The organism is Candidatus Methylomirabilota bacterium (assembly GCA_035260325.1).
GTDB lineage: Bacteria > Methylomirabilota > Methylomirabilia > Rokubacteriales > CSP1-6 > AR19.
Genome location: DATFVL010000133.1, coordinates 1 through 23,408, shown reverse-complemented (window position 1 = coordinate 23,408; position 23,408 = coordinate 1). Strand labels below are relative to the sequence as shown.

The 23,408-nt window shown below is 73.8% G+C and carries 23 protein-coding genes; all 23 read left to right on the top strand.

Going from position 1 to position 23,408, the window contains the following annotated elements; genetic code table 11:
- Nucleotides 1-1,009 (top strand): glycosyltransferase family 4 protein (locus VKG64_09040; protein ID HKB25186.1); only part of this gene is annotated, 1,009 nt, incomplete at its 5' end.
- A complete protein-coding gene (locus tag VKG64_09035; GenBank protein ID HKB25185.1) occupies nt 1,006-2,169 on the top strand; it encodes a glycosyltransferase in 1,164 nt (387 codons plus the stop codon). The genes VKG64_09040 and VKG64_09035, both read left to right, overlap by 4 nt.
- Nucleotides 2,166-3,671, top strand: coding sequence for a hypothetical protein (locus VKG64_09030; GenBank protein ID HKB25184.1), 1,506 nt, complete (start codon nt 2,166-2,168; stop codon nt 3,669-3,671). The genes VKG64_09035 and VKG64_09030 overlap by 4 nt, the downstream gene beginning before the upstream one ends.
- Before the next feature lie 16 nt (nt 3,672-3,687).
- A complete protein-coding gene (locus tag VKG64_09025; protein ID HKB25183.1) occupies nt 3,688-4,413 on the top strand; it encodes a WbqC family protein in 726 nt (241 codons plus the stop codon).
- Complete coding sequence (locus VKG64_09020) at nt 4,414-5,028, top strand: PIG-L deacetylase family protein (protein HKB25182.1); 615 nt, start codon at nt 4,414-4,416, stop codon at nt 5,026-5,028.
- A 154-nt stretch (nt 5,029-5,182) separates the two neighbouring features.
- Nucleotides 5,183-6,223 (top strand): DegT/DnrJ/EryC1/StrS aminotransferase family protein, encoded by a 1,041-nt coding sequence (locus tag VKG64_09015; protein HKB25181.1) that lies wholly within the window; start codon nt 5,183-5,185, stop codon nt 6,221-6,223.
- Nucleotides 6,220-7,341: an MraY family glycosyltransferase gene (locus VKG64_09010; protein ID HKB25180.1), complete on the top strand. Its 1,122-nt coding sequence runs from the start codon at nt 6,220-6,222 to the stop codon at nt 7,339-7,341. The genes VKG64_09015 and VKG64_09010 overlap by 4 nt, the downstream gene beginning before the upstream one ends.
- A gap of 18 nt (nt 7,342-7,359) precedes the next feature.
- Nucleotides 7,360-8,223, top strand: coding sequence for a UTP--glucose-1-phosphate uridylyltransferase GalU (gene galU, locus VKG64_09005; GenBank protein ID HKB25179.1), 864 nt, complete (start codon nt 7,360-7,362; stop codon nt 8,221-8,223).
- Nucleotides 8,224-8,308: 85 nt separating this feature from the next.
- On the top strand, nt 8,309-9,520 hold the full coding sequence (locus tag VKG64_09000; protein HKB25178.1) for a nicotinate phosphoribosyltransferase: 1,212 nt from the start codon (nt 8,309-8,311) through the stop codon (nt 9,518-9,520).
- A gap of 22 nt (nt 9,521-9,542) precedes the next feature.
- A complete protein-coding gene (gene trpC / locus VKG64_08995) occupies nt 9,543-10,352 on the top strand; it encodes an indole-3-glycerol phosphate synthase TrpC (protein ID HKB25177.1) in 810 nt (269 codons plus the stop codon).
- A complete protein-coding gene (locus VKG64_08990) occupies nt 10,345-10,998 on the top strand; it encodes a phosphoribosylanthranilate isomerase (GenBank protein ID HKB25176.1) in 654 nt (217 codons plus the stop codon). The genes trpC and VKG64_08990 overlap by 8 nt, the downstream gene beginning before the upstream one ends.
- The gene (gene trpB / locus VKG64_08985) at nt 10,995-12,200 is read left to right on the top strand and encodes a tryptophan synthase subunit beta (GenBank protein ID HKB25175.1); all 1,206 of its coding nucleotides are present in this window, start codon (nt 10,995-10,997) and stop codon (nt 12,198-12,200) included. Before VKG64_08990 ends, trpB begins: the two co-directional genes overlap by 4 nt.
- Nucleotides 12,197-13,066: a tryptophan synthase subunit alpha gene (gene trpA / locus VKG64_08980; GenBank protein HKB25174.1), complete on the top strand. Its 870-nt coding sequence runs from the start codon at nt 12,197-12,199 to the stop codon at nt 13,064-13,066. The genes trpB and trpA overlap by 4 nt, the downstream gene beginning before the upstream one ends.
- A gap of 80 nt (nt 13,067-13,146) precedes the next feature.
- Nucleotides 13,147-14,007 (top strand): acetyl-CoA carboxylase, carboxyltransferase subunit beta, encoded by an 861-nt coding sequence (gene accD, locus VKG64_08975; GenBank protein HKB25173.1) that lies wholly within the window; start codon nt 13,147-13,149, stop codon nt 14,005-14,007.
- Between the two features lie 2 nt (nt 14,008-14,009).
- On the top strand, nt 14,010-15,326 hold the full coding sequence (locus VKG64_08970) for a cyanophycin synthetase (protein HKB25172.1): 1,317 nt from the start codon (nt 14,010-14,012) through the stop codon (nt 15,324-15,326).
- 20 nt (nt 15,327-15,346) lie between these two features.
- Nucleotides 15,347-17,560 carry an LPS assembly protein LptD gene (lptD, locus tag VKG64_08965; protein ID HKB25171.1) on the top strand — a complete coding sequence of 738 codons (2,214 nt, stop codon included), beginning with the start codon at nt 15,347-15,349 and terminating at the stop codon, nt 17,558-17,560.
- Complete coding sequence (locus VKG64_08960) at nt 17,557-18,654, top strand: DegT/DnrJ/EryC1/StrS family aminotransferase (protein ID HKB25170.1); 1,098 nt, start codon at nt 17,557-17,559, stop codon at nt 18,652-18,654. Before lptD ends, VKG64_08960 begins: the two co-directional genes overlap by 4 nt.
- Nucleotides 18,655-18,733: 79 nt before the next feature.
- Nucleotides 18,734-20,044, top strand: coding sequence for a nucleotide sugar dehydrogenase (locus VKG64_08955; GenBank protein ID HKB25169.1), 1,311 nt, complete (start codon nt 18,734-18,736; stop codon nt 20,042-20,044).
- Between the two features lie 15 nt (nt 20,045-20,059).
- On the top strand, nt 20,060-20,257 hold the full coding sequence (locus VKG64_08950; GenBank protein HKB25168.1) for a hypothetical protein: 198 nt from the start codon (nt 20,060-20,062) through the stop codon (nt 20,255-20,257).
- An 11-nt stretch (nt 20,258-20,268) separates the two neighbouring features.
- On the top strand, nt 20,269-20,508 hold the full coding sequence (locus VKG64_08945; protein ID HKB25167.1) for a hypothetical protein: 240 nt from the start codon (nt 20,269-20,271) through the stop codon (nt 20,506-20,508).
- 1 nt (nt 20,509) lies between these two features.
- The gene (gene gltX / locus VKG64_08940) at nt 20,510-21,919 is read left to right on the top strand and encodes a glutamate--tRNA ligase (GenBank protein ID HKB25166.1); all 1,410 of its coding nucleotides are present in this window, start codon (nt 20,510-20,512) and stop codon (nt 21,917-21,919) included.
- Complete coding sequence (locus tag VKG64_08935; protein HKB25165.1) at nt 21,916-22,533, top strand: histidine phosphatase family protein; 618 nt, start codon at nt 21,916-21,918, stop codon at nt 22,531-22,533. The genes gltX and VKG64_08935 overlap by 4 nt, the downstream gene beginning before the upstream one ends.
- On the top strand, nt 22,530-23,408 hold an 879-nt coding region (locus tag VKG64_08930; protein HKB25164.1), incomplete at its 3' end, for a Na/Pi symporter. The genes VKG64_08935 and VKG64_08930, both read left to right, overlap by 4 nt.

The following is a 23,408-nucleotide window of genomic DNA, read 5'->3' as shown; positions in this document are numbered from 1 at the left end:
CTTCGTCCGGAGCTCGATCCTCGCAGCGCGGCGCGCGATCTCCGAGGACCTCGCCGAGAGCCCCGCCGACGTCCTGCACCTGCACCAGCCGCTCGCGGGCTACGGCGCCCTCCGGTCGCCTGCGGGGCGGCGCCTGCCGATGCTCTACAGCTTCTACTCGCCCGCGCCGCTCGAGTACCGCGCGCGCCACCGGATGACCCGCCGCCACCGCGGCGGCGTCGCCGGCGGCCTCGGCGTCGCGGCGCTCTGGCTGATCGAGCGCGCCTGCCTCAAGCGCGCGCGCCTGATCCACGTGCTGAGCGACTTCTCGGCGGGCCAGCTGAAGGCGCTCTACGGCGTCGGGCCCGAGCGGCTCGTGAAGATCCCCGGGGCGGTGGAGCTCGAGCGCTTCCGGCCGGCCGCCGACCGCGCGGCCGTCCGGCGCGAGCTCGGGCTGCCCGTCGACCGCCCGCTCCTGCTCACGGTGCGGAACCTCGAGAGCCGCATGGGCCTCGACCTCCTGATCCGCGCGATGGCCGTCCTGAAATCGCAGGCGCCGGAGGCGCTCCTCCTGGTCGGCGGCGCCGGCTCGCGCCGCGGGGAGCTCGAGGCGCTCCGCGGCTCGCTCGGGCTCGACGGCCAGGTGCGGTTCCTCGGCTTCATTCCGGACAGCGCGCTGCCCGCCTACTACCAGGCGGCCGACGTTTTCGTCCTGCCGACGCGCGAGCTGGAGGGCTTCGGCCTCGTCACGGTCGAGGCCCTGGCGTGCGGCACGCCCGTGCTCGGCACGCCGGTCGGCGCGACGCCGGAGATCCTCACGCCGCTCTCGTCCTCGCTCCTCTTCCACGGGCTCGCGCCCGCCACGCTGGCCGCCGACCTCGCGGCGCTCCTCCAGCGGCTCACGACCGAGCCCGCGGCCGCCGCGCGCCTCCGCGAAGAGTGCCGGCGCTACGCCGAGGCGCGCTACGGCTGGGACCGCTCGATCACCGCCCTCGCCGAAGCGCTCGAGCGCGTCGCGGGGACGCGGTGAGCCTGCGCGTCCTGCACGTGATCACGCGCCTCTCGCTCGGCGGCTCGTCGGAGAACACGCTCGCGTCGATCGCCGCGCTCCAGCGCGCGGGCCACGAGGTGGCGCTCGCCGTCTCGTTCGGCGAGTCCGATCCGCCGTCGCTCGAGGACGCGCGCCGGCGCGGGGTGCGGCTCGTGGACGTCCCCGGGCTCCGCCGCGAGGTCGCGCCCGTCCGCGACCTCCGCGCGCTCCGGAGGCTCCTGCGCATCATCGCGGCCGAGCGCCCGCACGTCGTCCACACGCACACGTCGAAGGCGGGCTTCGTCGGCCGGCTCGCGGCGCGGCTCGCGCGCGTGCCGGCGGTGATCCACCAGCCGCACGGGCACGTCTTCTACGGCTACTGGGGGCGGGGGAAGAGCGCGCTCTTCGCGGCGCTCGAGCGGCGCGCGGCGCGCTGGAGCGACCGGATCGTCACCCTCACGGACCGTGGGATCGAGGAGCACCTGGCGCGGCGGATCGGGCGCCGGGCGCAGTACGTGAGCGTGCCGAGCGGGGTGCCGGTCGACCGCCTGCGCGCGGCGGCGCCGTCGCGCGCGGCGGCGCGCGAGCGCCTCCACCTCGAGCCGGCGGCCTTCGTGGTGGCGGGGCTCGGTCGCCTGACGCCGATCAAGGGATTCGACCTCCTCGTCGAGGCCCTGCCCGCGGTCGCCGCCGCCGTGCCCGACGCGCGCCTGGTGCTGATCGGCGACGGCCCGGAGCGCGCGGCGCTCGAGGCGCGGGCCGCCGCGCTCGGCGTCGGCGGACGGCTGACCGTCACCGGCGCGGTGGGCGACGTGACGCCGTGGCTCGCCGCGGCGGACGTCGTCGCCGCGCCCTCGCGCAACGAGGGCATGGGGCGCGTGATCGTCGAGGCGATGGCGCTCGGGGTGCCCGTCGTCGGCGCCGCGGTCGGCGGGATCCCGTCCGTCATCGCCGACGGCGAGTGCGGGCGCCTGGTCCCGCCCGAGGACCCGGCGGCGCTCGCCCGCGCCCTCGTCGAGCTCGGGCGCGACGGAGCGCTCCGCGCGCGGCTCGGCGCCGCGGGCGTCCGCCGCGCCGAGGCGTTCGCGCTTGCCGTCGCGGACCGGAAGCTGTGCGAGGTGTACGAGGCGCTCGCGCGGGAGAAGGGACTGCCGTCGTGACGGGGACCACGAGGGCGAGGCGTCCGCGGCCGGGCCTGCGACGGGCGCTCGCGGCGCCGCTCGCCATGCTGGTCGCCTGCGTGGCGGCGCCGGCCGCCGGTGCTGCGTACGAGCGCCTCCCGGCGGTCCTCCACGTCCACTCCGACCTCACGACCGGCGACTTCGCGCTCGGCGAGCTCCAGACGATGGCCGAGAAGGCGGGCGTCGGGGCGCTCCTGCTCACCGAGAACTACCTGCTCCGCATCGAGTACGGCCTGCCGCCCTTCCGCGCGCTCACGCGCGTCGTGCGCGAGGAGCGCTCGGTGCTGGACCTCGGCGTGGATCGCTACCTCGAGCGCGTCGCCGACGCGCGGCGGCGAAACCCGCGCGTGCTGCTCGTCCCCGGCGTCGAGGTGCTCCCGCACTACCACTGGACGGGCGCGCCCTGGCGGCTCGACATGGAGCTCCACGACACGCAGAAGAACATCCTCGTCTTCGGCGTGACCGACGCGGCGGCGCTCCGCGCGCTCCCCGTCGCGAGCAACCCCGGCGCCGGCGCCTTCGGCGCGGCGGCCGCCGTGGACCTGGTCCCCGTGCTCCTCGCCGTCCCCGGCGCGCTCCTCGTGGCGACGAAGCGCCGGGCGCTCGCGCGCGTCGGCCGCGCGGTCGTTGTCGTCCGGCGCCGGCGCTGGGTCCTCGGCGGCCTCCTGCTCGCCGTCGCCGCGACGACCCTCGTCCGCGCGTGGCCCTTCGCCGAGGCGCCGTATCCGCCGTACCGCGACCTCGGCCTGGCGCCCCACCAGGCCTTCATCGACCACGTCGAGCGGCTGGGCGGCGCCACCGTCTGGTCGTTCCCGGAGGCGCGCGACAGCGGCGAGCAGTGGTTCGGCCCCGTGCGCGTCTCCTGGCGGACGGATCCGTACGCCGACGACCTCCAGCGCACCGCGCGCTACACGGCGTTCGGCGCGATCTACGAGGACACGACGCGCGTCGAGCTCCCGGGCGGGGGCTGGGACCGGCTCCTCGCGCAGTACGCGACGGGCTCGCGGAGCCGGGCCGCGTGGGCGGTGGGGGAGTCGGGCTTCCACGGCCTCACCGCGGGCAAGACCGTCGGCCCGATCCAGACGGTCTTCCTCGTCGCCGAGCGCACGGAGCGCGGCGTGCTCGACGCGCTCCGGCTGGGCCGCATGTACGCGCTCCAGCGGACCCAGGCGGGCGGGCTCGCGCTCGCGGAGTTCGCCGTGCGCGCCGCGGAGCGCGCCGCGATCTCGGGCGAGACGCTCACGGCGCCCGCGGGAACCCCGCTCGAGGTGGCGGTGGCCGTGGAGGCGCTCGACGGCTCGGCGCACGACGTGCGCGTGACGCTCGTCCGGAACGGCGCCGTCGTCGCCGTCTGGGCGGGACGGACGCCCCTGCGCCAGGTCCACCGCGAGGTCTTCGACGGCGCGCCGGCGTTCTATCGCCTGGACGCGCGCGGGCCGGGCCGGCTCCTGTCCAACCCGATCTTCGTGAAGGCGCAGTGATGCGCAGGCGACGTCCGTGAAGGTCGCGATCCACCAGCCGCACTATCTGCCGTGGCTCGGCTACGTCGCCAAGTGGGCCGCCGCGGACCGGTTCATCTTCCTCGACACGGTGCAGTACGCGAAGAACGGCTGGCAGAACCGGAACCGGATCAAGACGAGCGCGGGAGCGCAGTGGCTGACGGTGCCCGTGCACGCGCGCCTGGGCACCGCGATCAAAGACGTGACGGTGGACGACGCCGCGCCCTGGGCCGGGCGCCACCTGCGCGGGATCGAGCTGGCCTACGGCCGCGCGCCGCACTTCGCCCGCCATCGCGACGACCTCGGCGCCTTCTACGCGCGCGGGTGGAGCCGGCTCGCGCCGCTCGCCGTCGCGAGCGCCGAGTGGCTCGCGCGGGCGCTCGGCGTGACGGCGCCCGTCAGCGTCGCGTCGGAGCTCGAGCTCCCCGACCCGGGGGCCGTCGCCGACCCGACGGCCCGTCTCGTGGCCCTCTGCCGCGCCGTCGGCGCCGACACCTACCTCGCGGGGCGGCACGGCGCCGGCTACATGGACCTCGCCCGGTTCCGGGAGGCGGGGATCGCCGTGGAGGCTCAGGACTACGCGCACCCCGTGTACGCCCAGCTCCACGGGGAATTCGTCACGTCTCTCTCGGCCCTTGACTTATTATTGATGCACGGAGATGAGGCCCTCGCGATCTTGGAATCCGGAAACGCGTGGACGCGCCTCTCTCCTGAGCCGGCCTGAGTGAACATCCTGGCGATCGGCGCCCACCCCGACGACATCGAGTACGGCTGCGCCGGCATGCTCGCCAAGTACGCGAAGAAGGAGCACGCCGTCTTCATGTTCGTCGCGTCGGACGGCGCCCTGGGCGGCGACGCGGCGGTGCGCCGCCGCGAGCAGGAGGAGTCGGCCCAGATCCTCGGGGTCCGCAAGGTGTTCTGGGGCGAGTACCGGGACACCGAGGTGCCGCTCTCGCGCGACCTGATCGTCCGCATCGAGACCGTGATCCGCCAGGTCGAGCCGCGGATGATCTTCGTCAACTCGCCCGAGGACACGCACCAGGATCACCGCCACCTCGCCCAGTGCGCGATGTCCGCGACGCGCTACGTGCCGAACTTCCTCTTCTTCGAAGTCCCCTCGACGATCGAGTTCAGGCCCAACTGCTCCACCGACATCGCCGACGTGCTCGACACCAAGCTCGCGAGCCTCGCGGCCCACCGCTCGCAGGTGACGAAGACCAACATCGAGGACCTCACGATCCTCGAGCTCGCGAAGTCCTCCGCCAACTTCCGAGGCATCCAGGCGCGGGTCAAGTACGCCGAGGCGTTCCAGTCGGTCCGGCTGCTCCTGAATCTTTGACGCCAGCCAGCGCTTCCGGGCGGCGACCCTTCGGTGGAATGAATAGCGTCTTGGCGGAACGGAGCCGGCACGCACCTCTCTCAGGCCGGCCCGAGAGTGTGCCGGCCTCGCGGTCGCTCGTTGGAATGGATCGCGTCAGGCGGTCCCCGCTCCAATGATCCCCCACTCGAGGCCCACGCTCAGCGAGGAGGACGCCGAGCGCGTGGCGCGCGTCGTACGCTCGGGCCGGCTCGCGCAGGGCGAGGAGGTCGCGGGCTTCGAGGCCGAGCTCGCGCGGCGGCTCGGCGTGCCGGCCGCGGCCGCGGTGAGCTCGGGGAGCGCGGCCCTCGAGCTCGCCCTGCGCGCCGCCGGCGCGGGGACGGGCGACGAGGTCGTCGTGCCGACCTACGCGTGCGACGCGCTCCACCACGCGGTGACCCGCTGCGGGGCGACGCCGGTGCTGGCCGACGCCGACCCGGAGACCCTCGGCCCCTCACCGAAGGACGCGGCGCGGCGCCGCACGCGGCGGACGCGCGCGGTCGTCGTCGTCCACCCCTTCGGCCTCGCGGTCGGCCTCGAGGAGTTCCTGGCGCTGGGCGTCCCGGTCATCGAGGACTGCGCCCAGGCGATCGGCGCCGTCGCCGACGGCCGGCCCGCGGGATCGCGCGGCGCCCTGGCGGTGTGCTCGTTCTACGCGACCAAGCTCCTCACCACCGGCGAGGGCGGCGCCGTCGCGGGCCCGGCGGCGCCGGTCGCGCGCGTGCGCGACGCGCGCGACTACGACGAGCGCGAGGACCTCGCGCCGCGCTTCAACTACAAGCTGACGGACATGCAGGCGGCGCTCGGCCGGAGCCAGCTCGCGCGGCTCGACGCCTTCGTGGCGCGCCGCCGCGCCGTCGCCGCGCGCTACCGCGCCGCGCTCGCCGGCGTCGGGCGCTGTCACGTGCCCGCCGACCTCGGCGAGCGCCACGTCTACCACCGGTTCGTCGTGCGGGTGGAGCGGCCGCTCGGCCCGCTCATCGCGCGGCTCGCCGCGCGCGGGATCGCCGCGCGGCGGCCGGTCTTCCGGCCGATCCACCGGGCGCTCGGGCTCGACGGGTACCCCGAGGCCGACCGGCTCTGGGAGACGTGCCTGTCGCTGCCGTGCTATCCGCTCCTGAGCGACGCGGAGGCCGACGCGGTCGCCACGGCGCTCGCCGAGGCGCTCGCGGCGTGATCGCGCGCGGGACGCTCGTGCGCCTGGTCTTCCCGGTGGCCCTCCTGCTGACGCCCGTGTGGGGCCGGACCCACGCCGGGCGGCTGCCGTGGCTCTACCTCATGGCGCTCGCGTGCGCCGTGGCGTTCTTCGCGACGCCGATCGTCCGCGCCGTGGCCCGGGCGTGGGGCGTCCTCGACCAGCCGGCCGAGCGCAAGGTCCATCGGGTCGCGACGCCGCTCCTCGGCGGGGCCGCGGTGTACGGCGCCTTCGCCGTCACGGTCCTCGCCAACTTCGAGTTCTCCCGCCCGCTGAAGGGCGTCGCCGTCGGCGGCACGATCATCGTCGTGCTCGGCATCCTCGACGACGCGTTCGAAGTGCCGGCCTGGGCGAAGCTCTGCGGGCAGGTCGGCGCCGCCGCCGCGGCGCTCGCCTACGGGGTCGTCCTCGACACGGTGCCGAACTGGATCCCGGGCTTCCTCTGGCTGAACATGCTCCTCACCGTGGTCTGGTTCCTCACGGTGACGAACGCGATCCAGTTCCTCGACGGCATGGACGGGCTCGCCGCCGGCCTCGGCGTGATCGCGGGGATCTTCTTCAGCCTCGTGTCACTGCAGACCGGGCAGCGCTACCTCATGTTCCTGTCGGCCGCCCTCGTGGGCGCCTGCCTCGGCTTTCTCCCGTACAACTTCCGGCCCGGCGGCGCGACGATCTTCCTCGGCGACAGCGGCGCGTCCTTCATCGGCTTCACCCTCGCCGGGCTCGCGGTGATGGGCGTGTGGGCCGACAACGACCCCCTCGTGTCGCTGTTCACGCCCACGCTGATCCTGGGCGTGCCGCTCTTCGACATCGCGTTCGTCGGCGTGGTGCGCGTCGTCACCGGGCGGGTGCACTCGGTCGCCGAGTGGCTCGCCTACACGGGCAAGGACCACATCCACCACCGGTTCGAGTCCCTCGGCCTCACCAAGCGCCAGAGCGTGCTCCTGATCTTCTTCATCGCGATCACCCTCGGCCTCGGCGCGATCCTCCTCAAGGACGCGACGCCCCGCGAGGCGGCGCTGGTGCTCGTCCAGGCGGCGTGCGTGCTCGCGATCGTCGCCGTGCTCGAGGGGGTCGGGCGCGGGCATCCGCGCGGCTGAGCGGGGTATGATGGGGCCATGAACGTGCGCAAGGGCGTGTTCCCCGCGGCGGGGCTCGGCACGCGCTTCCTGCCCGCGACGAAGGCGCAGCCCAAGGAGATGCTCCCGCTCGTCGACAAGCCGATGATCCAGTACGTCGTCGAGGAGGCGGTGGCCTCGGGGCTCAGCGAGATCATCATCGTCACGGGCCGCGGCAAGCGCGCGATCGAGGACCACTTCGACGCGGCCTTCGAGCTCGAGTACTACCTGAACGACCGCGGCAAGGTCGATGAGCTCGCGCAGATCAAGACGATCTCCGAGATGGCGTCGGTCTCCTACGTCCGGCAGAAGGAGCCGCTCGGCCTCGGCCACGCGATCCTGTGCGCGCGCGCGCTCGTGGGCGACGAGCCCTTCGCGGTCTTCCTCGGCGACGACATCATCGCGGCGCCGACGCCGTGCATGCGCCAGCTCCTCGACGTCTTCGAGCGCCACGGCGGGCCGGTGCTCGCCGTCGAGCGCGTGCCGCGCGCGCACCTCGGCCGCTACGGCGTGATCGCGTCGCGCCCGCTCGGCGGCAACGTCCACGAGATCCTCGACCTGGTGGAGAAGCCGCGCCCGCACGAGGCCCCGTCGGACCTCGCGATCATCGGGCGCTACGTGCTGACGCCCGACCTGTTCGGCATCCTCGCCGACACGGCCGCCGGGGCGAACGGCGAGATCCAGCTCACCGACGCGCTCCGCGCCCTGCGCGCCCGCCGGCCCCTGTACGCCGTGGAGTTCGAGGGACGGCGCTACGACACGGGCGACAAGATCGGCTTCCTGAAGGCCACGGTCGAGCTGGCGCTGGCGCGCCCCGACCTCGCCGACGAGTTCCGGGCCTACCTCAAGTCGCTCGGGCTCTAGGCGGCCCGCGGCCCGAGGTTTGACTTGCCCGCGGGGTTCTGACACACTTTTCGGAACCTTTAGAGAGTAGAAGGCCGCGTACGCAATGGCGAAAACCCCGAAGCGACCGTTTCACACAGCCGCCGACGCCGAGATCAAGCGCGGCGAGGTGTCGGACGTCTACTTCGCGCGCACCGTCCAGATCCTGACCCGGCGCCGGGACACGAAGCGCGTGAAGGCCGAGGTCTACCTCAAGTCCCTCCCCGAGGACTGGCGCTGGGGCATCCTCGCCGGCGTCGAGGAGGCGGCGAACCTCCTCGAGGGCCTGCGCGTGGACGTTCTGGCGATGGACGAGGGGACGCTCTTCGAGCCCTACCAGCCCGTGCTCCGCATCGAGGGCACCTACGTCGAGTGGGCGCAGTACGAGACCGCGCTCCTCGGGCTGCTCTGCCAGGCGTCGGGCATCGCGACGAAGGCCGCGCGCTGCAAGAAGGCCGCGGGCGAGCGCCAGGTGATCTCGTTCGGCGCGCGCCGCATGCATCCGGCGCTCGCGCCGATGATCGAGCGCAACGCGTTCCTCGGCGGCTGCGACGGCGTCGCGGTCACCAAGTCCGCCGAGCTGATCGACGCCGACCCGATGGGCACGATCCCGCACGCGCTCGTGCTGATGGTGGGCGACACGGTCGAGGCGCTCCGCGCGTTCCACGACGTCGTGGACACGAAGGTCCGCCGCGTCGCGCTCATCGACACGCTCCAGGACGAGAAGTTCGAGGCCATCCGCGTCGCCGAGGCGCTCGGCAAGGACCTCTACGCCGTCCGGCTCGACACGCCCTCGTCGCGGCGGGGCGACTTCTACCGGATCCTCGAGGAGGTCCGCTGGGAGCTCGACCTCCGCGGCTTCGGTCACGTGAAGATCCTGGCCTCGGGCGGCATCGACGAGTACGAGATCCTCAACCTGAACCCGGTCGCGGACGGCTATGGCGTCGGCACCGCGATCGCCAACGCGCCGGTGCTGAACTTCGCGCTCGACATCATGGAGATCGAGGGCCGGCCGATGGCCAAGCGCGGCAAGTGGTCGGGCGCCAAGGAGGTCTACCGGCGCCGCGGCTCGACCGAGACCGTGGTGCTGCCCGCGGGCCGGAGGCCGCCGGGGCCCGACCAGGGCGCGTGGGAGGCGCTCCTCAAGCCGCTGGTCACCGGCGGGCGCATCGTCCGCGACCTCCCGCCGCCGCGCACGCTGCGCGACTTCGTGCTCGACCAGCTCACGCGCGTGCCGCTCGAGACGCTGCGGCGCCAGGGGCTCCGCCGCGACTTCTGAGCGCGGCCGGGCGTCGCGACCCATGAGCATCCTCGACGACATCGTCCGCGACAAGCGCGAGGAGACCGCGCGCCGCCGGGCGGCCGCGCCGCGCGCGGAGCTCGAGCGCCGCGTCGGGGCGGCCGGCCCCACGCGCGACTTCGAGGCCGCGCTCGCCCCCGCGCCCGGCCGGGCGCGGGTGATCGCCGAGGTGAAGAAGGCGTCGCCCTCGCGCGGCGTTCTCGCAGGCGACCTCGACCCGCTCGCCCTCGCGCGCTGCTACGCCGCGGCGGGCGCCGACGCGATCTCGGTCCTCACCGACGAGAAGTACTTCCGGGGGAGCCTCGACCTCCTCGCCCCCATCCGCGCCGCCGTGCCGGTCCCGCTCCTCCGCAAGGATTTCATCCTCGACGAGTACCAGCTCTGGGAGTCGCGCGCCGCCGGCGCCGACGCCGTGCTGCTGATCGTCGCGATCCTCGACGCGAGGCGCCTCGCCGACCTCGCCGCGGCGGCGAAGGGCCTCGGCCTCGCCGCCCTGATCGAGTGCCACACCGCGGGCGAGCTCGACGCGGCGCTCGGCGCGGGCGCGCGGATCGTCGGCATCAACAACCGCGACCTCCGCACCTTCGAGACGCGGATCGAGACGACGCTCGAGCTCCTGCCGCTCGTCCCGCCGGGGCCGATCGTCGTGAGCGAGAGCGGGTTCTTCACCGGCGCGCAGGTCCGGCGGGTGGTGGCCGCGGGCGCCCACGCGGTGCTGGTGGGCGAGGGGCTCGTGCGGGCGGGCGACGTGGCGGCGAAGCTCCGGGAGCTGACGCACGCGCCGCGCGATACGGATGCCCAGGATGGTTAGAGTCAAGATCTGCGGGATCACGAGCCTCGAGGACGCGCTGACGGCCGTCGAGGCGGGCGCCGACGCGCTCGGCTTCATCTTCGTCGAGGACACGCCGCGCTTCGTGACGCCTGAGAAGGTCGCGGCGATCGTCGGCAAGCTGCCGCCGTTCGTCACGCCGGTCGGCATCTTCTGGGATCACCCGATGGGCCATATCAAGGCCGTGGCCGAAGCGTGCGGCCTGCGGGCGCTCCAGTTCCACGGCGACGAGAAGCCCGAGGACCTCGTCGGCTACGCGCTCCCGGTGATCAAGACGATCAAGCTCGCGCCTCCCTCGGGCGCGCTCGAAGGGCGCCGGCCGTGGACGCCGACCGTGAAGTTCCTGGCCTATCGCACGTATGCCGCCGCGCTCCTGCTCGACAGCGCCGCGCGCTGGAGCGAGGGCGAGGCGCGCCAGCCGATCGAATGGAACGTCGCGCGGGACCTCGCGAGCTCGCGGTGGCGGATCATCCTCTCCGCGGGCCTCACGCCCGAGAACGTCGGCCGCGCGGTGGCGACCGCGCGGCCCTACGGGGTGGACGTCAACTCCGGCGTCGAGGCCGAGCCCGGGCGCAAGGACCCGGACAAGGTCTGGCGGTTCGTCGCCGAGGCGAAGAGCGTGCGATGAAGCGGCGCGCCACCCTTCCGGACGCGCGCGGGCACTTCGGCCGCTTCGGCGGCCGCTTCGTCCCCGAGACGCTCATGGCGCCGCTCGTCGAGCTCGAGCGCGCGTACGCGCGCGCACGGCGTGACCGCACGTTCCGGGCGCGCCTCGCGGGGCTCCTCGCCGACTACGCCGGGCGCCCGACGCCGCTCTACCACGCGGCGCGGCTCAGCGAGCACTGCGGGGGCGCGCGGATCTACCTGAAGCGCGAGGACCTCTGCCACACGGGCGCCCACAAGATCAACAACGTCCTCGGCCAGGCGCTCCTCGCCGAGCGCATGGGCAAGCGCCGCGTGATCGCCGAGACGGGCGCCGGCCAGCACGGCGTCGCCACCGCGACCGCCGCGGCGCTGCTCGGGCTCGAGTGCGAGGTCTACATGGGCGCCGAGGACGTCGAGCGCCAGGCGCTCAACGTCTTCCGGATGCGCCTGCTCGGCGCGCGCGTCATCCCGGTCGAGGCGGGGAGCCGGACGCTCAAGGACGCGATCAACGAGGCGCTGCGCGACTGGGTCACGAACGTGCGGACGACCTACTACCTCCTCGGCTCGGCGCTCGGCCCGCACCCGTACCCGATGATGGTCCGCGACCTCCACGCCGTCATCGGCGAAGAGACGCGGCGGCAGGCCCGGAAGGCGCTCGGCCGGCTCCCGGACGTGCTGGTCGCGTGCGTCGGCGGCGGCTCGAACGCCATTGGGCTCTTCCACCCGTTCGTCGACGACCGCCGCGTGAGGATCGTCGGCGTCGAGCCGGGCGGCGAGGGGATCGCGACCGGCCGTCACGGCGCCTCGATGACCGCGGGGCGGGTCGGCGTGCTGCACGGCTGCATGAGCTACCTGCTGCAGAACGACGACGGCCAGGTCGCCACGGCGCACTCGATCTCCGCCGGGCTCGACTACCCGGGGGTCGGGCCCGAGCACGCCTACTACCGCGACGCGGGCCGGTTCGAGTTCGTGTCGGTGACGGACGAAGAGGCGCTCGAGGGCTTCCAGGCGCTCACGCGCCTCGAGGGCATCATGCCGGCGCTCGAGTCGGCCCACGCCGTGGCCCACGCCATGCGCCTCGCGAAGACGCTCCCCGCATCGCACGCGATCGTCGTCGGCCTCTCCGGGCGCGGCGACAAGGACGTGCACGTGGTCGCCAAGGCGCTCGGGAAAGAAGTCCGATGAAGCCGGCGCGCATCTCGGGCAGGCCACCCACGGCAGGCGCCGGGCACGCGGGCCCCGCGACAACGTCCCGGCTCGGCGAGACCTTCGGGCGCCTCCGGGCGCGCGGCGAGCGCGCGCTCGTCGTGTACTTCACCGCGGGCGACCCGTCGCTCGCCGACACGCGCCGGCTCGTCGTCGAGGCGGCGCGGCGCGGCGCCGACGTCGTCGAGCTCGGCGTGCCGTTCTCCGACCCGCTCGCCGACGGGCCCGTCATTCAGCGCGCGGCGCTGCGGGCCCTCGAGCGGGGGACCTCGCTCGCGCGGGTGCTCGAGACCGTCGCGACGCTCAGGGCGGAGACGGCGGTGCCGATCACGCTCTTCACGTACTACAACCCCGTCTTCGCCTTCGGCCTGAAGGCGTTCGCGCGCACCGCGGCCGACGCGGGCGTGGACGGCGTCATCGTCGCCGACCTGCCGCCCGAGGAGGCGGGCCCGCTCGCGACGGAAGCGGATGCGGCGGGCCTCGACCTCGTCCACATGGTCGCGCCGACGTCCACGCCCGAGCGCGTGCGCCGCATCGCGCGCCGGAGCCGCGGGTTCATCTACCTCGTTTCGCTCACCGGCGTGACCGGCGAGCGCCCGGAGCCGCCGCGGGACCTCGCGGCGCAGATCCGGACGCTGCGGCTCGTCACGACGACGCCGGTCTGCGTCGGCTTCGGCATCTCGCGGCCGGCGCACGTCGAGGCGGTGGGACGGCTGGCGGACGGCGTCGTCGTCGGCTCGGCGATCGTGCGCCTCATCGAAGAGCGGGCTGGCTCGCCGACACTGGTCGACGACGTGGGCGCGTTTATCGCCGAACTGAAAGCGCCCCTGAGGGTGAAGCGATGATCGCTCGTTCGAGCGCCGGCTTTGCCGGCGCCATCGATGGGGGGAGGTTCGGAAGGGGGGCGTAGCCCCCCTCCGAGGATATGGCCTGGTTCAGGCGCAAGACCGACGGGTCCGAGGGCAAGGCGAGCCGCGTCCACATCGCCGAGGGCCTCTGGATCAAGTGCGACTCCTGCAAGGAGATCATCTACCGCGCCGAGGTGGAGCGCGCCGGGCGCGTGTGCCCGAAGTGCAACTATCCCTTCCGCATCTCGGCCCGCGAGCGCATCGCGCTCCTCGCCGACCCGGGGACCTTCGAGGAGCGCGACACGCACCTCGAGACCACCGACCCGCTGGGCTTCAAGGACACCAAGAAGTACCGGGACCGCGTCCGCGCGGCGGTGGAGAAGACGCGCGCCGACGAGGCCGTGGTGTGCGGCCTGGCGCGGATCGGCGGGCTCCCCGCGGTGCTCTGCGCGTTCGAGTTCGGGTTCCTCGGGGGCAGCATGGGCTCGGTCGTCGGCGAGAAGCTCACACGCGCGATCGAGCTCGCGATCGACAAGCACCTGCCCGTTGTCATCGTCTCGGCCTCGGGCGGCGCGCGCATGCAGGAGGGGATCCTCTCGCTCATGCAGATGGCGAAGACCTCGGCCGCGCTCCACCGGCTCGGCGAGCGCCGGCTCCCGTACGTCTCCGTCCTCACGGACCCGACGACCGGCGGCGTCACCGCCAGCTTCGCGATGCTCGGTGACGTGATCATGGCCGAGCCGCGCGCGCTGATCGGCTTCGCCGGGCCGCGCGTCATCGCCGAGACGATCCGCCAGCCGCTCCCCGAGGGCTTCCAGCGCGCGGAGTTCCTGCTCGAGCACGGGCAGCTCGACCTCATCGTGGACCGGCGCGACCTCAGGGAGACGCTGCGCCGCATCCTGGTCTTCTTCGCCGAGCCGCCTTCCCAGCCCGGATAACCGTGACGTACGCCGAGGCGGTCGCCCGGCTCACCGCGCTCCGCGGCGGTGAGCGCGCGGGCATGCGTCCCGGGCTCGAACGGATCGAGGGGCTGCTCGCGGCGCTCGGGCATCCCGAGCGGCGCTACCGGCTCGTGCAGGTCGGGGGCACGAACGGCAAGGGCTCGGTAGCGGTGCTGCTCGCCGCGATCCTCCGGTCGGCCGGGCACCGCGTCGGCCTCTACACCTCGCCGCACCTCGTCTCGTTCCGCGAGCGCATCCGGGTGAACGCCGAGCCGATCCCCGAGGACGGCGTCGTGGACGGCGTCGAGGCGCTCGGCACGCTCGTGGCCCGTCTCGACGCGAGCGTGTTCGAGGCGACGACCGCGCTCGCGCTCGACCACTTCGCGCGCGAGGCCGTGGACGTGGCCGTTCTCGAGGTGGGGCTCGGCGGCCGGCTCGACGCGACGACCGTCGGCGCCCCCGCCGTGACGGTTGTGGCGCGCGTGGACTTCGACCACCAGGAGATCCTCGGCGCGACGCTCGGCGAGATCGCGGCGGAGAAGGCGGCGATCATCCGGAGCGGCGTCGCGCTCGCCGCGGCCCAGGCGCCGGAGGCGGAGGCCGTGCTCGTGCGCCGCGCGGCGGAGGTCGGCGTGCCGCTCCTCCTCGCCGGGCGCGACCTCCACGTCACGGTCGGACCCCGCGGGCTCGACGGCCAGGTCATCGCCTGCGCCGGGCCCGGCTGGTCGCTCGCGGGCCTCCGTCTCGGTCTCCTCGGGACGTTCCAGCCCGCGAACGCGCTCCTCGCCGTCGCCGCCGCGCGTGAGCTCGGCGCGCCCGACGCCGCGATCGGCGACGGCGTCGGGCGCGCACGCTGGCCCGGGCGCTTCGAGGTCTTGCGGCGCCGGGGCGGCTGGCTCGTCCTCGACGGTGCGCACAATCCCGGCGCCGCGTGCGCGCTGGCGGCGTCGCTCCGCGCGTTCTTCGGTGACACGCCCGTCACGCTCATCCTCGGCGTGTCGCGTGACAAGGACGCGCGCGGCATCCTCGCCGCGCTCGCCCCGGCGGCGCGCCGGCTCATCCTGACGCGCGCGTCGAGCCAGCGCGCGGCCGAGCCGGAAGCGCTCCGCGCCGCCGTGCCCGCGCCCGGGCCCGAGGTGCTGATCGCCCCGTCCGCGGACGAAGCGCTAGCGTTGGGCGCGCAGGCGCCCGGCACCCCCATCCTTTGTGTGGCGGGCTCGCTCTTCCTGGTCGGCGACGTGCTCGCGAGGCTCTTCGGCGGCGATAAGCCTTGCTCGATCGAAAAGGGGGCTGATAGCATGGAGCCCCTTTTCTGACGAGGACTTTCGAGCCACCGATGACGCGTTCCCGCGCTCTCGTCGTCCTGCTCGCCTGCGCTCTTCTGGCGAGCCCCGCCCCGGCGGCCGCGCAGGCGCCGGCGACGGCGACGGTGCCGACCCCGGGGGGGGACGTGACGATCCTCGCCGACCGGCTCGAGCAGGTGGGGGGGGAGAACCTGCTGGTCGCGACGGGCAACGTCGAGATCGTACATGGGACCGCGCGCCTCCTGGCGGACCGCGTCGAGATCAACCGCGAGACGGGCGACGCGACCGCGCAGGGGCGGGTGCTCTTCTACGACGGCGAGGACCGCCTCGCGGGCGAGCGCATCGAGTACAACGTGAAGACCGGCGTCGGCGTCGTCTACCGGGGGCGCATGCAGGCCGCCCCGTACTACCGCATCGGCGGCGAGCGGATCGAGCGGCTCGGCGAGAGCGTCTACCGCGTCCACCGCGGCGTCTTCACGACGTGCGAGGACGAGGCGTCGCCGGCGTGGTCGTTCCGGTTCGACGACGCGACCGCCGACCTCGAGGAGTGGATCTACGGCACCGGCGCGTCGTTCCGCGTGAAAGACGTCCCGCTGATCCCGTACCTGCCCTTCTTCGCCGCCGCGATCCGCCGCGAGCGCCAGACGGGCTTCCTCGCGCCCAAGCTCGGGACGTCCTCGCGCAAGGGCTTCTTCGTCGAGGCTCCGTTCTTCTGGGCCATCTCCGACAGCATGGACGCCACGTTCGCGCTGGACTATTACAGCAGCCGGGGGGTGGGCGGCTCGGCCGAGTACCGCTACGTGCTCTCCCAGCAGGCGCGCGGATCGGTCAGCGGGTTCTACGTGAACGAGGTCTTCCAGCACGGCGACGGCCGGGGCTACGGGCGCTTCGAGCACGACTGGAGCCTCGGCCCCACGTCGCTCTTCCGCGTGGACCTCAACGGCGTGTCGGACGACGGCGTGCTCCGGACCTACGAGGACACCTCTTCGCGGCGCCTGGCCCAGCGGGCCGACTCGAACGTGTTCTACACGAGGTCGTGGCCGGGCTGGAACTTCGTCGGCCGCGCGTACGCGTATCAGGACCTGACGACGAACCACCCGGTCGAGCTCCAGCGCCTGCCCGAGCTCACGGTCCAGGGCGTGCGCCAGCCGATCCCCGCCCTGCCCGGGTTCCTCTACGAGGTCAGCACGGGCGCCACGCACTTCGTCCGCGAGCTCGGGTCGGAGGGCACGCGCCTCGACCTCCACCCGCGCGTGTCGCGCCCGATCGCGCTCGCGGGCTACGCCACGCTCACGCCGTTCGCCGGGGGCCGCCTGACCTACTACGACCGCACGGTGACCGACACGGGCGTCGTGGACGGCGTCTTCATCGAGCACACGGCGGCCCGGGACCGCGTGCGCGAGCTCGGCGAGGTGGGCGCCGACGCCGAGACGCGCGCCACGCGCGTCTACCAGACCGGCGGGGCGCTGGGCCTGCAGAGCCTGCTGCACTCGATCGAGCCGCGCACGCACTACATCCGGATCGTCGGGAACAACTTCTACAGCCTGCCCATCTGGACCGACCGCGTGGACCGGGTGCCCGAGGCGAGCTGGCTCGAGTACTCGGTGATGAACCGCCTGCGCGGCCGGACGGTGGCCGCCGAGGGGGGCGACGTCTCGCGCCTCGACCTGGCCCGCGTTCGGGTCGCGCACGCCGTCGACATCCTGAACGACCGGTGGGGCAACCTCGCGGGCGACCTGCTCGTCCAGCCGACCCCGCGGCTCGCATTCCGGAGCGACGTCAGCTACAGTGTCGTGCACGGGATCTTCCAGGCGTTCACGACCGACCTGGCGATGACCATGCCCTACCTGACCGCGAACGTGGGCACGCGCTACGACCGCCGGCAGGCCTTCGTCCCCGAGTTCGTCGAGATCCCGGGGACGTGGAACCCGGGCGGCGACGTCCCCGACCGCGCGTCCGTCAACTTCGTCCAGGCGGCGCTCAGCGGCGAGCTCACCCGCAACCTGATCGCGCGAGCCAGCACGAACTGGGACGTGCGCACGGACACCTTCGTCGAGAGCCGCTTCGGGATCGACTTCAAGTTCCAGTGCTGGGCGCTGCTCGTCGAGTACATCCGGCGGGGCGACGAGGCCGCCGGGCGCGCCGGCGACAACGAGTTCCGCTTCTCGCTGAACCTGCTCGGCATGGGCGGCGCCGTGGGCACGCGGCTCGGCGCGAGCGAGAGCGGCGGGGTGCGCCTCAAGTGATCCCGTTCATCGACCTCACGCGGCAGCACGCCGCCCTCCGCGAAGACCTGCTCGCGGCGGCGGCGCGCGTCCTCGACGGAAGCCAGTTCGTGCTCGGCGGCGAGGGGCAGGCGCTCGAGGCGGCGCTGGCCGCGCGGCACGGCGTGCGCCACGGCGTCGGCGTCGCCTCGGGGACCGACGCGCTGCGCCTGGCGCTCCTGGCGCTCGGCGTGGGGCCGGGCGACGAGGTGCTCACGCCGGCGTTCTCGTTCGTCGCCTCGGCGACGACGATCGTCATGACCGGGGCCGCGCCCGTCTTCGTGGACATCGATCCGGAGACCTACGCGCTCGACGTGGCCGCGGCGGAGCGCGCGCTCACGCCCCGCGCGCGCGCGATCGTGCCGGTCCACCTCTACGGCCACCCGGCGCCGATGGACCGGGTCCAGGCCTTCGCGCGCGCGCACGGCCTCGCCGTGGTCGAGGACGCCGCCCAGGCCGTCGGCGCGGTCTGGGCGGGCAGGCCCGTCGGCGCGTGGGGCGACGCCGCGTGCCTGTCGTTCTACCCCACGAAGAATCTCGGCGCGTGCGGCGACGCCGGGATGGTGCTGACCGACCGCGAGGACGTCGCCGAGCGGGTCCGCCGGCTGCGGCACCACGGCGATGTCGCCCGCTACCGGCACGACGAGCTCGGCTACTCGAGCCGGCTCGACGAGCTCCAGGCCGCGCTCCTCTCCGTCAAGCTCCGCCGCCTCGACGCGTGGACGGAGCGCCGCCGGCGGATCGCGGCGCGCTACCGCGACCTCCTCGGCGGCGTCGGGCTGGGCCTCCCGGTGGAGCGGCCCGGGGCGCGGCACGTCTACCACCTGTTCACCGTGCGGCACGCGCAGCGCGACGCGCTCCAGAAGGCGCTCGCCGACCGGGGCGTCGGCACCGCGGTCCATTACCCGCTCCCGGTGCCCGGCCAGCGGGTGTTCGGCGGGCGCGGGGAGCGGGAGTATCCCGAGGCTTGGCGGGCGGCGCGCGAGGTGCTCTCGATCCCGAGCTTCGCCGAGCTCACCGACGACGAGGTCGAGCGCGTGGCCGCGGCCGTCCGCGAGGCGTGCGAGCGGCTGTGACCGGGCGGGGCAGGCCTCTCGCTCAGACAACCCCACGTCGCTCGAGGCCTGCCCCGCCCTGTCACCGGGAGCCCGCGTGATGGCGGCGACCGCGGACGCGCTCAGGCAGCGGCTCGCGGGAGCGCCGACGGTCGGCGTGGTCGGGCTCGGCTATGTCGGGCTGCCGCTCGCCGTCGCCTTCGCCGAGTCCGGCGCCACGGTCGTCGGCGTGGACCTCGACGCGCAGCGCGTGGCGGCCGTGCGCGCGGGCCGGAGCTTCATCGAGGACGTGCCGGCCGCGACGCTCGCGCGCGTCGTCGGGGCGGGACGCCTCGGCGCGAGCGACGACGTCGCGGCGCTGAAGGACGCCGACGCGATCGTCATCTGCGTGCCGACGCCGCTCGGCAAGTCGAAGGAGCCCGACATCTCGTTCATCGTGTCGGCCGCCGACGCGGTGGCGCGCATCATCCGCCGCGGCCAGCTCGTGGTGCTCGAGTCCACGACCTATCCGGGCACCACTCAGGAGATCCTGCTCCCGCGCTTCGAGGCGCGCGGACTCAAGGCCGGCGAGGATTTCTTCCTGGCCTTCTCCCCCGAGCGCATCGACCCGGGCAACCGGCGGTTCACGCTGCGCGACATTCCCAAGGTCGTGGGCGGCCTCACGCCCGCGTGCCGTGAGCTGGCGACGGCGCTGTACGCGCGCGTCGCGCGCGAGATCGTGCCGGTCTCCGGACCCGAGACGGCGGAGATGGTGAAGCTCTTCGAGAACACCTTCCGCTCCGTCAACATCGCGCTGGTGAACGAGTTCGCGATCATGTGCCGCCGGCTCGGCATCTCCGTCTGGGAGGTGATCGCCGCCGCGGCCACGAAGCCTTTCGGCTTCATGCCGTTCTATCCCGGCCCGGGGCTCGGCGGCCACTGCCTGCCCAGCGACCCGCACTACCTGTCGTGGAGGGTGCGGCTCGAGGGTTACGAGCCGCGCTTCGTCACGTTCGCCGACGAGATCAACCGCCGAATGCCCGAGTACGTCGTCCAGCTCGTCGCCGACGCGCTGAACGACCGTGGGCGGGCGGTCCGCGGCGCCGACGTCCTCGTGCTCGGCGTCGCCTACAAGGCCGGCGTCGCCGACACGCGCGACTCGCCCGCGCTCGAGATCATCGCCACCCTCGCCGCCAAGGGCGCGCGAGTCGCGTACCACGACCCGTTCGTGCCGTCGCTCACGCTGGACCGCCTGACGCTCGCGTCGGTGGACTGGAGCCGCGCCGCGCTCGGCGCGCGCGACGTCGTCCTCATCCTGACGGCCCACGCCGCCTACGACTGGGCCGCGGTCGTCCGCGAGGCGCGCCTGGTCGTCGACACGCGCAACGCGACCGGCGGCCTCCCGCCCGCCCCGCACGTCATCCGGCTCTAGACCGCGCGTGCCGACGTGGCCGCCCGCGTCGAGATCTCGGGCTGGCTCCCGTTCGTCCTCTACGGGATCTTCCGCTATCTCTATCTCCTCTACCGCCGGCGACTCGGCGGCCACCCGGCCGAGCTCTTCCTGAGCGACCGGCCGCTGCTCGTGAACACGATCTGCTGGGTGCTGGCGGTCCTGCTGAACATCTACGGCGCACGGCTGGAGTAGAATAAAGCTTCATGAAGAGCGAGGTCGCGCTGCTCCGCACGCGCCCGGAGACCGTCGTCGACGACTACGGGCGCCTCATGCGCCTCGTGAAATACGAGCAGACGCTGCCGCGCGACCAGGATCTGCTGCTCAAGCTCAACCTCTCCTGGACCAAGTACTTCCCGGCCTGCTCGAGCCCGCCGGGGCAGCTCGACAGCGTCCTCACGACGCTCCTCGAGGACGGCTACGACCGGACCCCCGAGCGGTACTGACATGCCGGAGCGCGTCCGCGTGCGGTTCGCGCCGAGCCCGACCGGGCACCTCCACGTCGGCGGCGCCCGCACCGCGCTCTTCAACTGGCTCTACGCGCGCCATCACGGCGGCGCCTTCATCCTCCGGATCGAGGACACCGACCGCTCGCGCTCGACCGAGGAGAACATCGGCCTGATCACCGAGGCGCTGCGCTGGCTCGGCCTCGACTGGGACGAGGGCCCGCCGACGCCGGGCTACCGCCAGACCGAGCGCCTCGAGATCTACCGCGCGCACGCCGAGCAGCTCCTCGCGGGCGGCCGCGCCTACTACTGCGACTGCGCGCCCGCGACGCTCGAGCGCGAGCGGCAGGCGGCGCAGGCCCGCAAGGAGACCTTCCGCTACTCGGGACGCTGCCGCGACCGCGGGCTCCGGGCGGGCGCGCTCCGGCTCCGGATCCCCGACACGGGCACGACGATCGTGGACGACCTGATCAACGGGCCCATCACGTTCGAGCACAGCCAGCTCGACGACTGGATCCTCGTCCGCACCGACGGCACGCCGACCTACAACTTCAGCGTCGTCGTGGACGACGTGACGATGCGGATCTCCCACGTGATCCGGGGCAATGACCACCTGTCGAACACGCCGAAGCAGATCCTCTGCTACGAGGCGCTCGGCTATCCCGTCCCCGCGATGGCGCACGTCTCGATGATCCTCGGCCCCGACCGGAGCCGGCTCTCGAAGCGGCACGGCGCGACGTCGGTCCAGGCGTTCCGCGACGCCGGCATCCCGGCCGAGGCGATGGTCAACTACCTCGCGCGCCTCGGCTGGTCGCACGGCGACCAGGAGATCTTCTCGCGCGACGAGCTGATCGCGCTGTTCGACATCAAGGACGTCGCGGCCTCGGGGGCGATCTTCGACGAGACGAAGCTCCTGTGGCTCTCGCACGAGTACCTGAAGCGCCTCCCGGGGCGCGAGTTGGCGGCGCTGGCCGCGCCGTTCATCCGCGCCGCCGGGTTCGAGCCGCCGCCCGCGGCGCGGCTCGCCCCGATCGTGGACACGCTGAAGGAGCGCGCGAAGACCCTCGTCGAGCTGGTCCAGGTGGGCCGCTACTATTTCGAGCGCCCCGCGGCGTACGAGCCCAAGGCGGCGCAGACGTACCTGACCGCGGAGGGCGCGCGCCGGCTTGCGCTCCTGGCCGAGCGCCTCGGGGCGCTGCCCGTCTGGGACGCGGCGGCGCTCGAGGGCGTCTACCGCGCGCTCACGGGGGAGCTCGGGCTCAAGCTCGTGGACCTCGCCCAGCTCTCGCGCCTCGCCGTCACCGGCGGCACGGCCTCGCCGCCGATCTTCGAGGTGCTGGCGCTCCTCGGCCGGGAGGAGGCGCTGGCGCGGTTCGCCCGCGCGCGCGCGGCGGTGGGAGGCGCCGCGTGAGGCTCCTGCTGGCGCGCCACGGCCAGTCGGTGTGGAACTCGGTGCGTCGGCTCCAGGGCGAGCACGACGTCGAGCTCTCCGAGGTCGGGCGGGCGCAGGCCGGGGCGCTGGGCCGCGCGCTCAGGACGGGCTACCGCGTGGCCGTGGCCTACGTGAGCCCGATGCGCCGCGCCCGCGAGACGGCCGAGATCGCGCTCGCGGGGACCCCGATCCCGATCGTCCCGCTGCCGGAGCTCCGCGAGCTGTCCCTCGGCGAGTGGGAGGGCCGCACGGTGGACGAGGTCCGCGCCCTCGAGGGGAATCCCTATCACGCGTGGGTGCGCGCCCCGCTCGACTGCCCGCCCCCGGGCGGCGAGGCGCTGCCCGACGTCTGCGCGCGGGTGCTCCGCGCCGTCGCCCGGATCGGCGCGCGCCACGCGAACGGCGACGACGTGCTGGTCGTCGCCCACGGTGGGGTGATCAGCGTCTACCTCTGCCACCTGCTCGGCGTCTCGTTCAACGCGCTGTGGCGGCTCCGGGTCGACAACGGCTCGCTGTCGATCGCCAAGCCCCCACGGCTCGTGACCGTCAACGACACGGCGCACCTGGCCCCCCGGGCCGGAGGCGCGGCGTGACCGTGCTGCTCGCCCTCTTCGGGGGCACGGCGCTCCTGCTCTACGGGATCCGCCTGGGCGGCGAGGCGCTCCAGCGCGCGCTCGAGGGGCGCCTCCGGAGCCTCCTCATGGGGCTCTCGCGGAATCGCTTCCTCGCGGTCGTCTCCGGCGCGGGGATCACGGCGATCATCCAGTCCTCGGCCGCGACGACGCTCATGCTGATCGGTTTCGTCTCCGCGGGTCTCATGAGCTTCCGGCAGACGCTCGGCGTGATCCTCGGCGCCGACATCGGTACGACGTTGACGGTGCAGCTCATCGCCTTCCGGCTCACGGACTACTCGCCGCTCCTCGTCGGGCTCGGCTTCACGACGACCTTCCTGGCGCGGCGGCGGGTGGTGAAGGACGTCGGCCAGGCGGTGCTCGGGCTCGGGCTCCTCTTCCTCGGCCTCAAGCTGATCCTCGACAACGTGGGCCCGCTCAAGTCGGCGCCGCTCGCCGCGGACCTCCTCGGCGCCGTGGCCGCGAACCCGCTCGCCGGGGTCCTCGTCGGCGCGGTGTTCAGCGCGCTCCTCACGTCCTCCGCCGCGACCCTCGGCCTGGCGCTCGCGTTCGCGCACCAGGGGCTCCTCCCGCTCGGCGGCGCCGTGGCGATCGTCCTCGGGGCGAACATCGGTACCTGCGTCACCGCGCTCACCGCGTCGATCGGCGCGACCGCCGAGGCCAAGCGCGTCGCCGTCGCGCACATCGGCTTCAAAGTCCTGGGCGCCGCGCTCGTGTTCCCCTTCATCGGGCCCCTGACGCACGCGGTCGCCGCGACGGCCGACGGGCCCGCGCGCCAGATCGCGAACGCCCACACGCTCTTCAACATCGGGATCAGCCTGGTCTTCCTGCCCTTC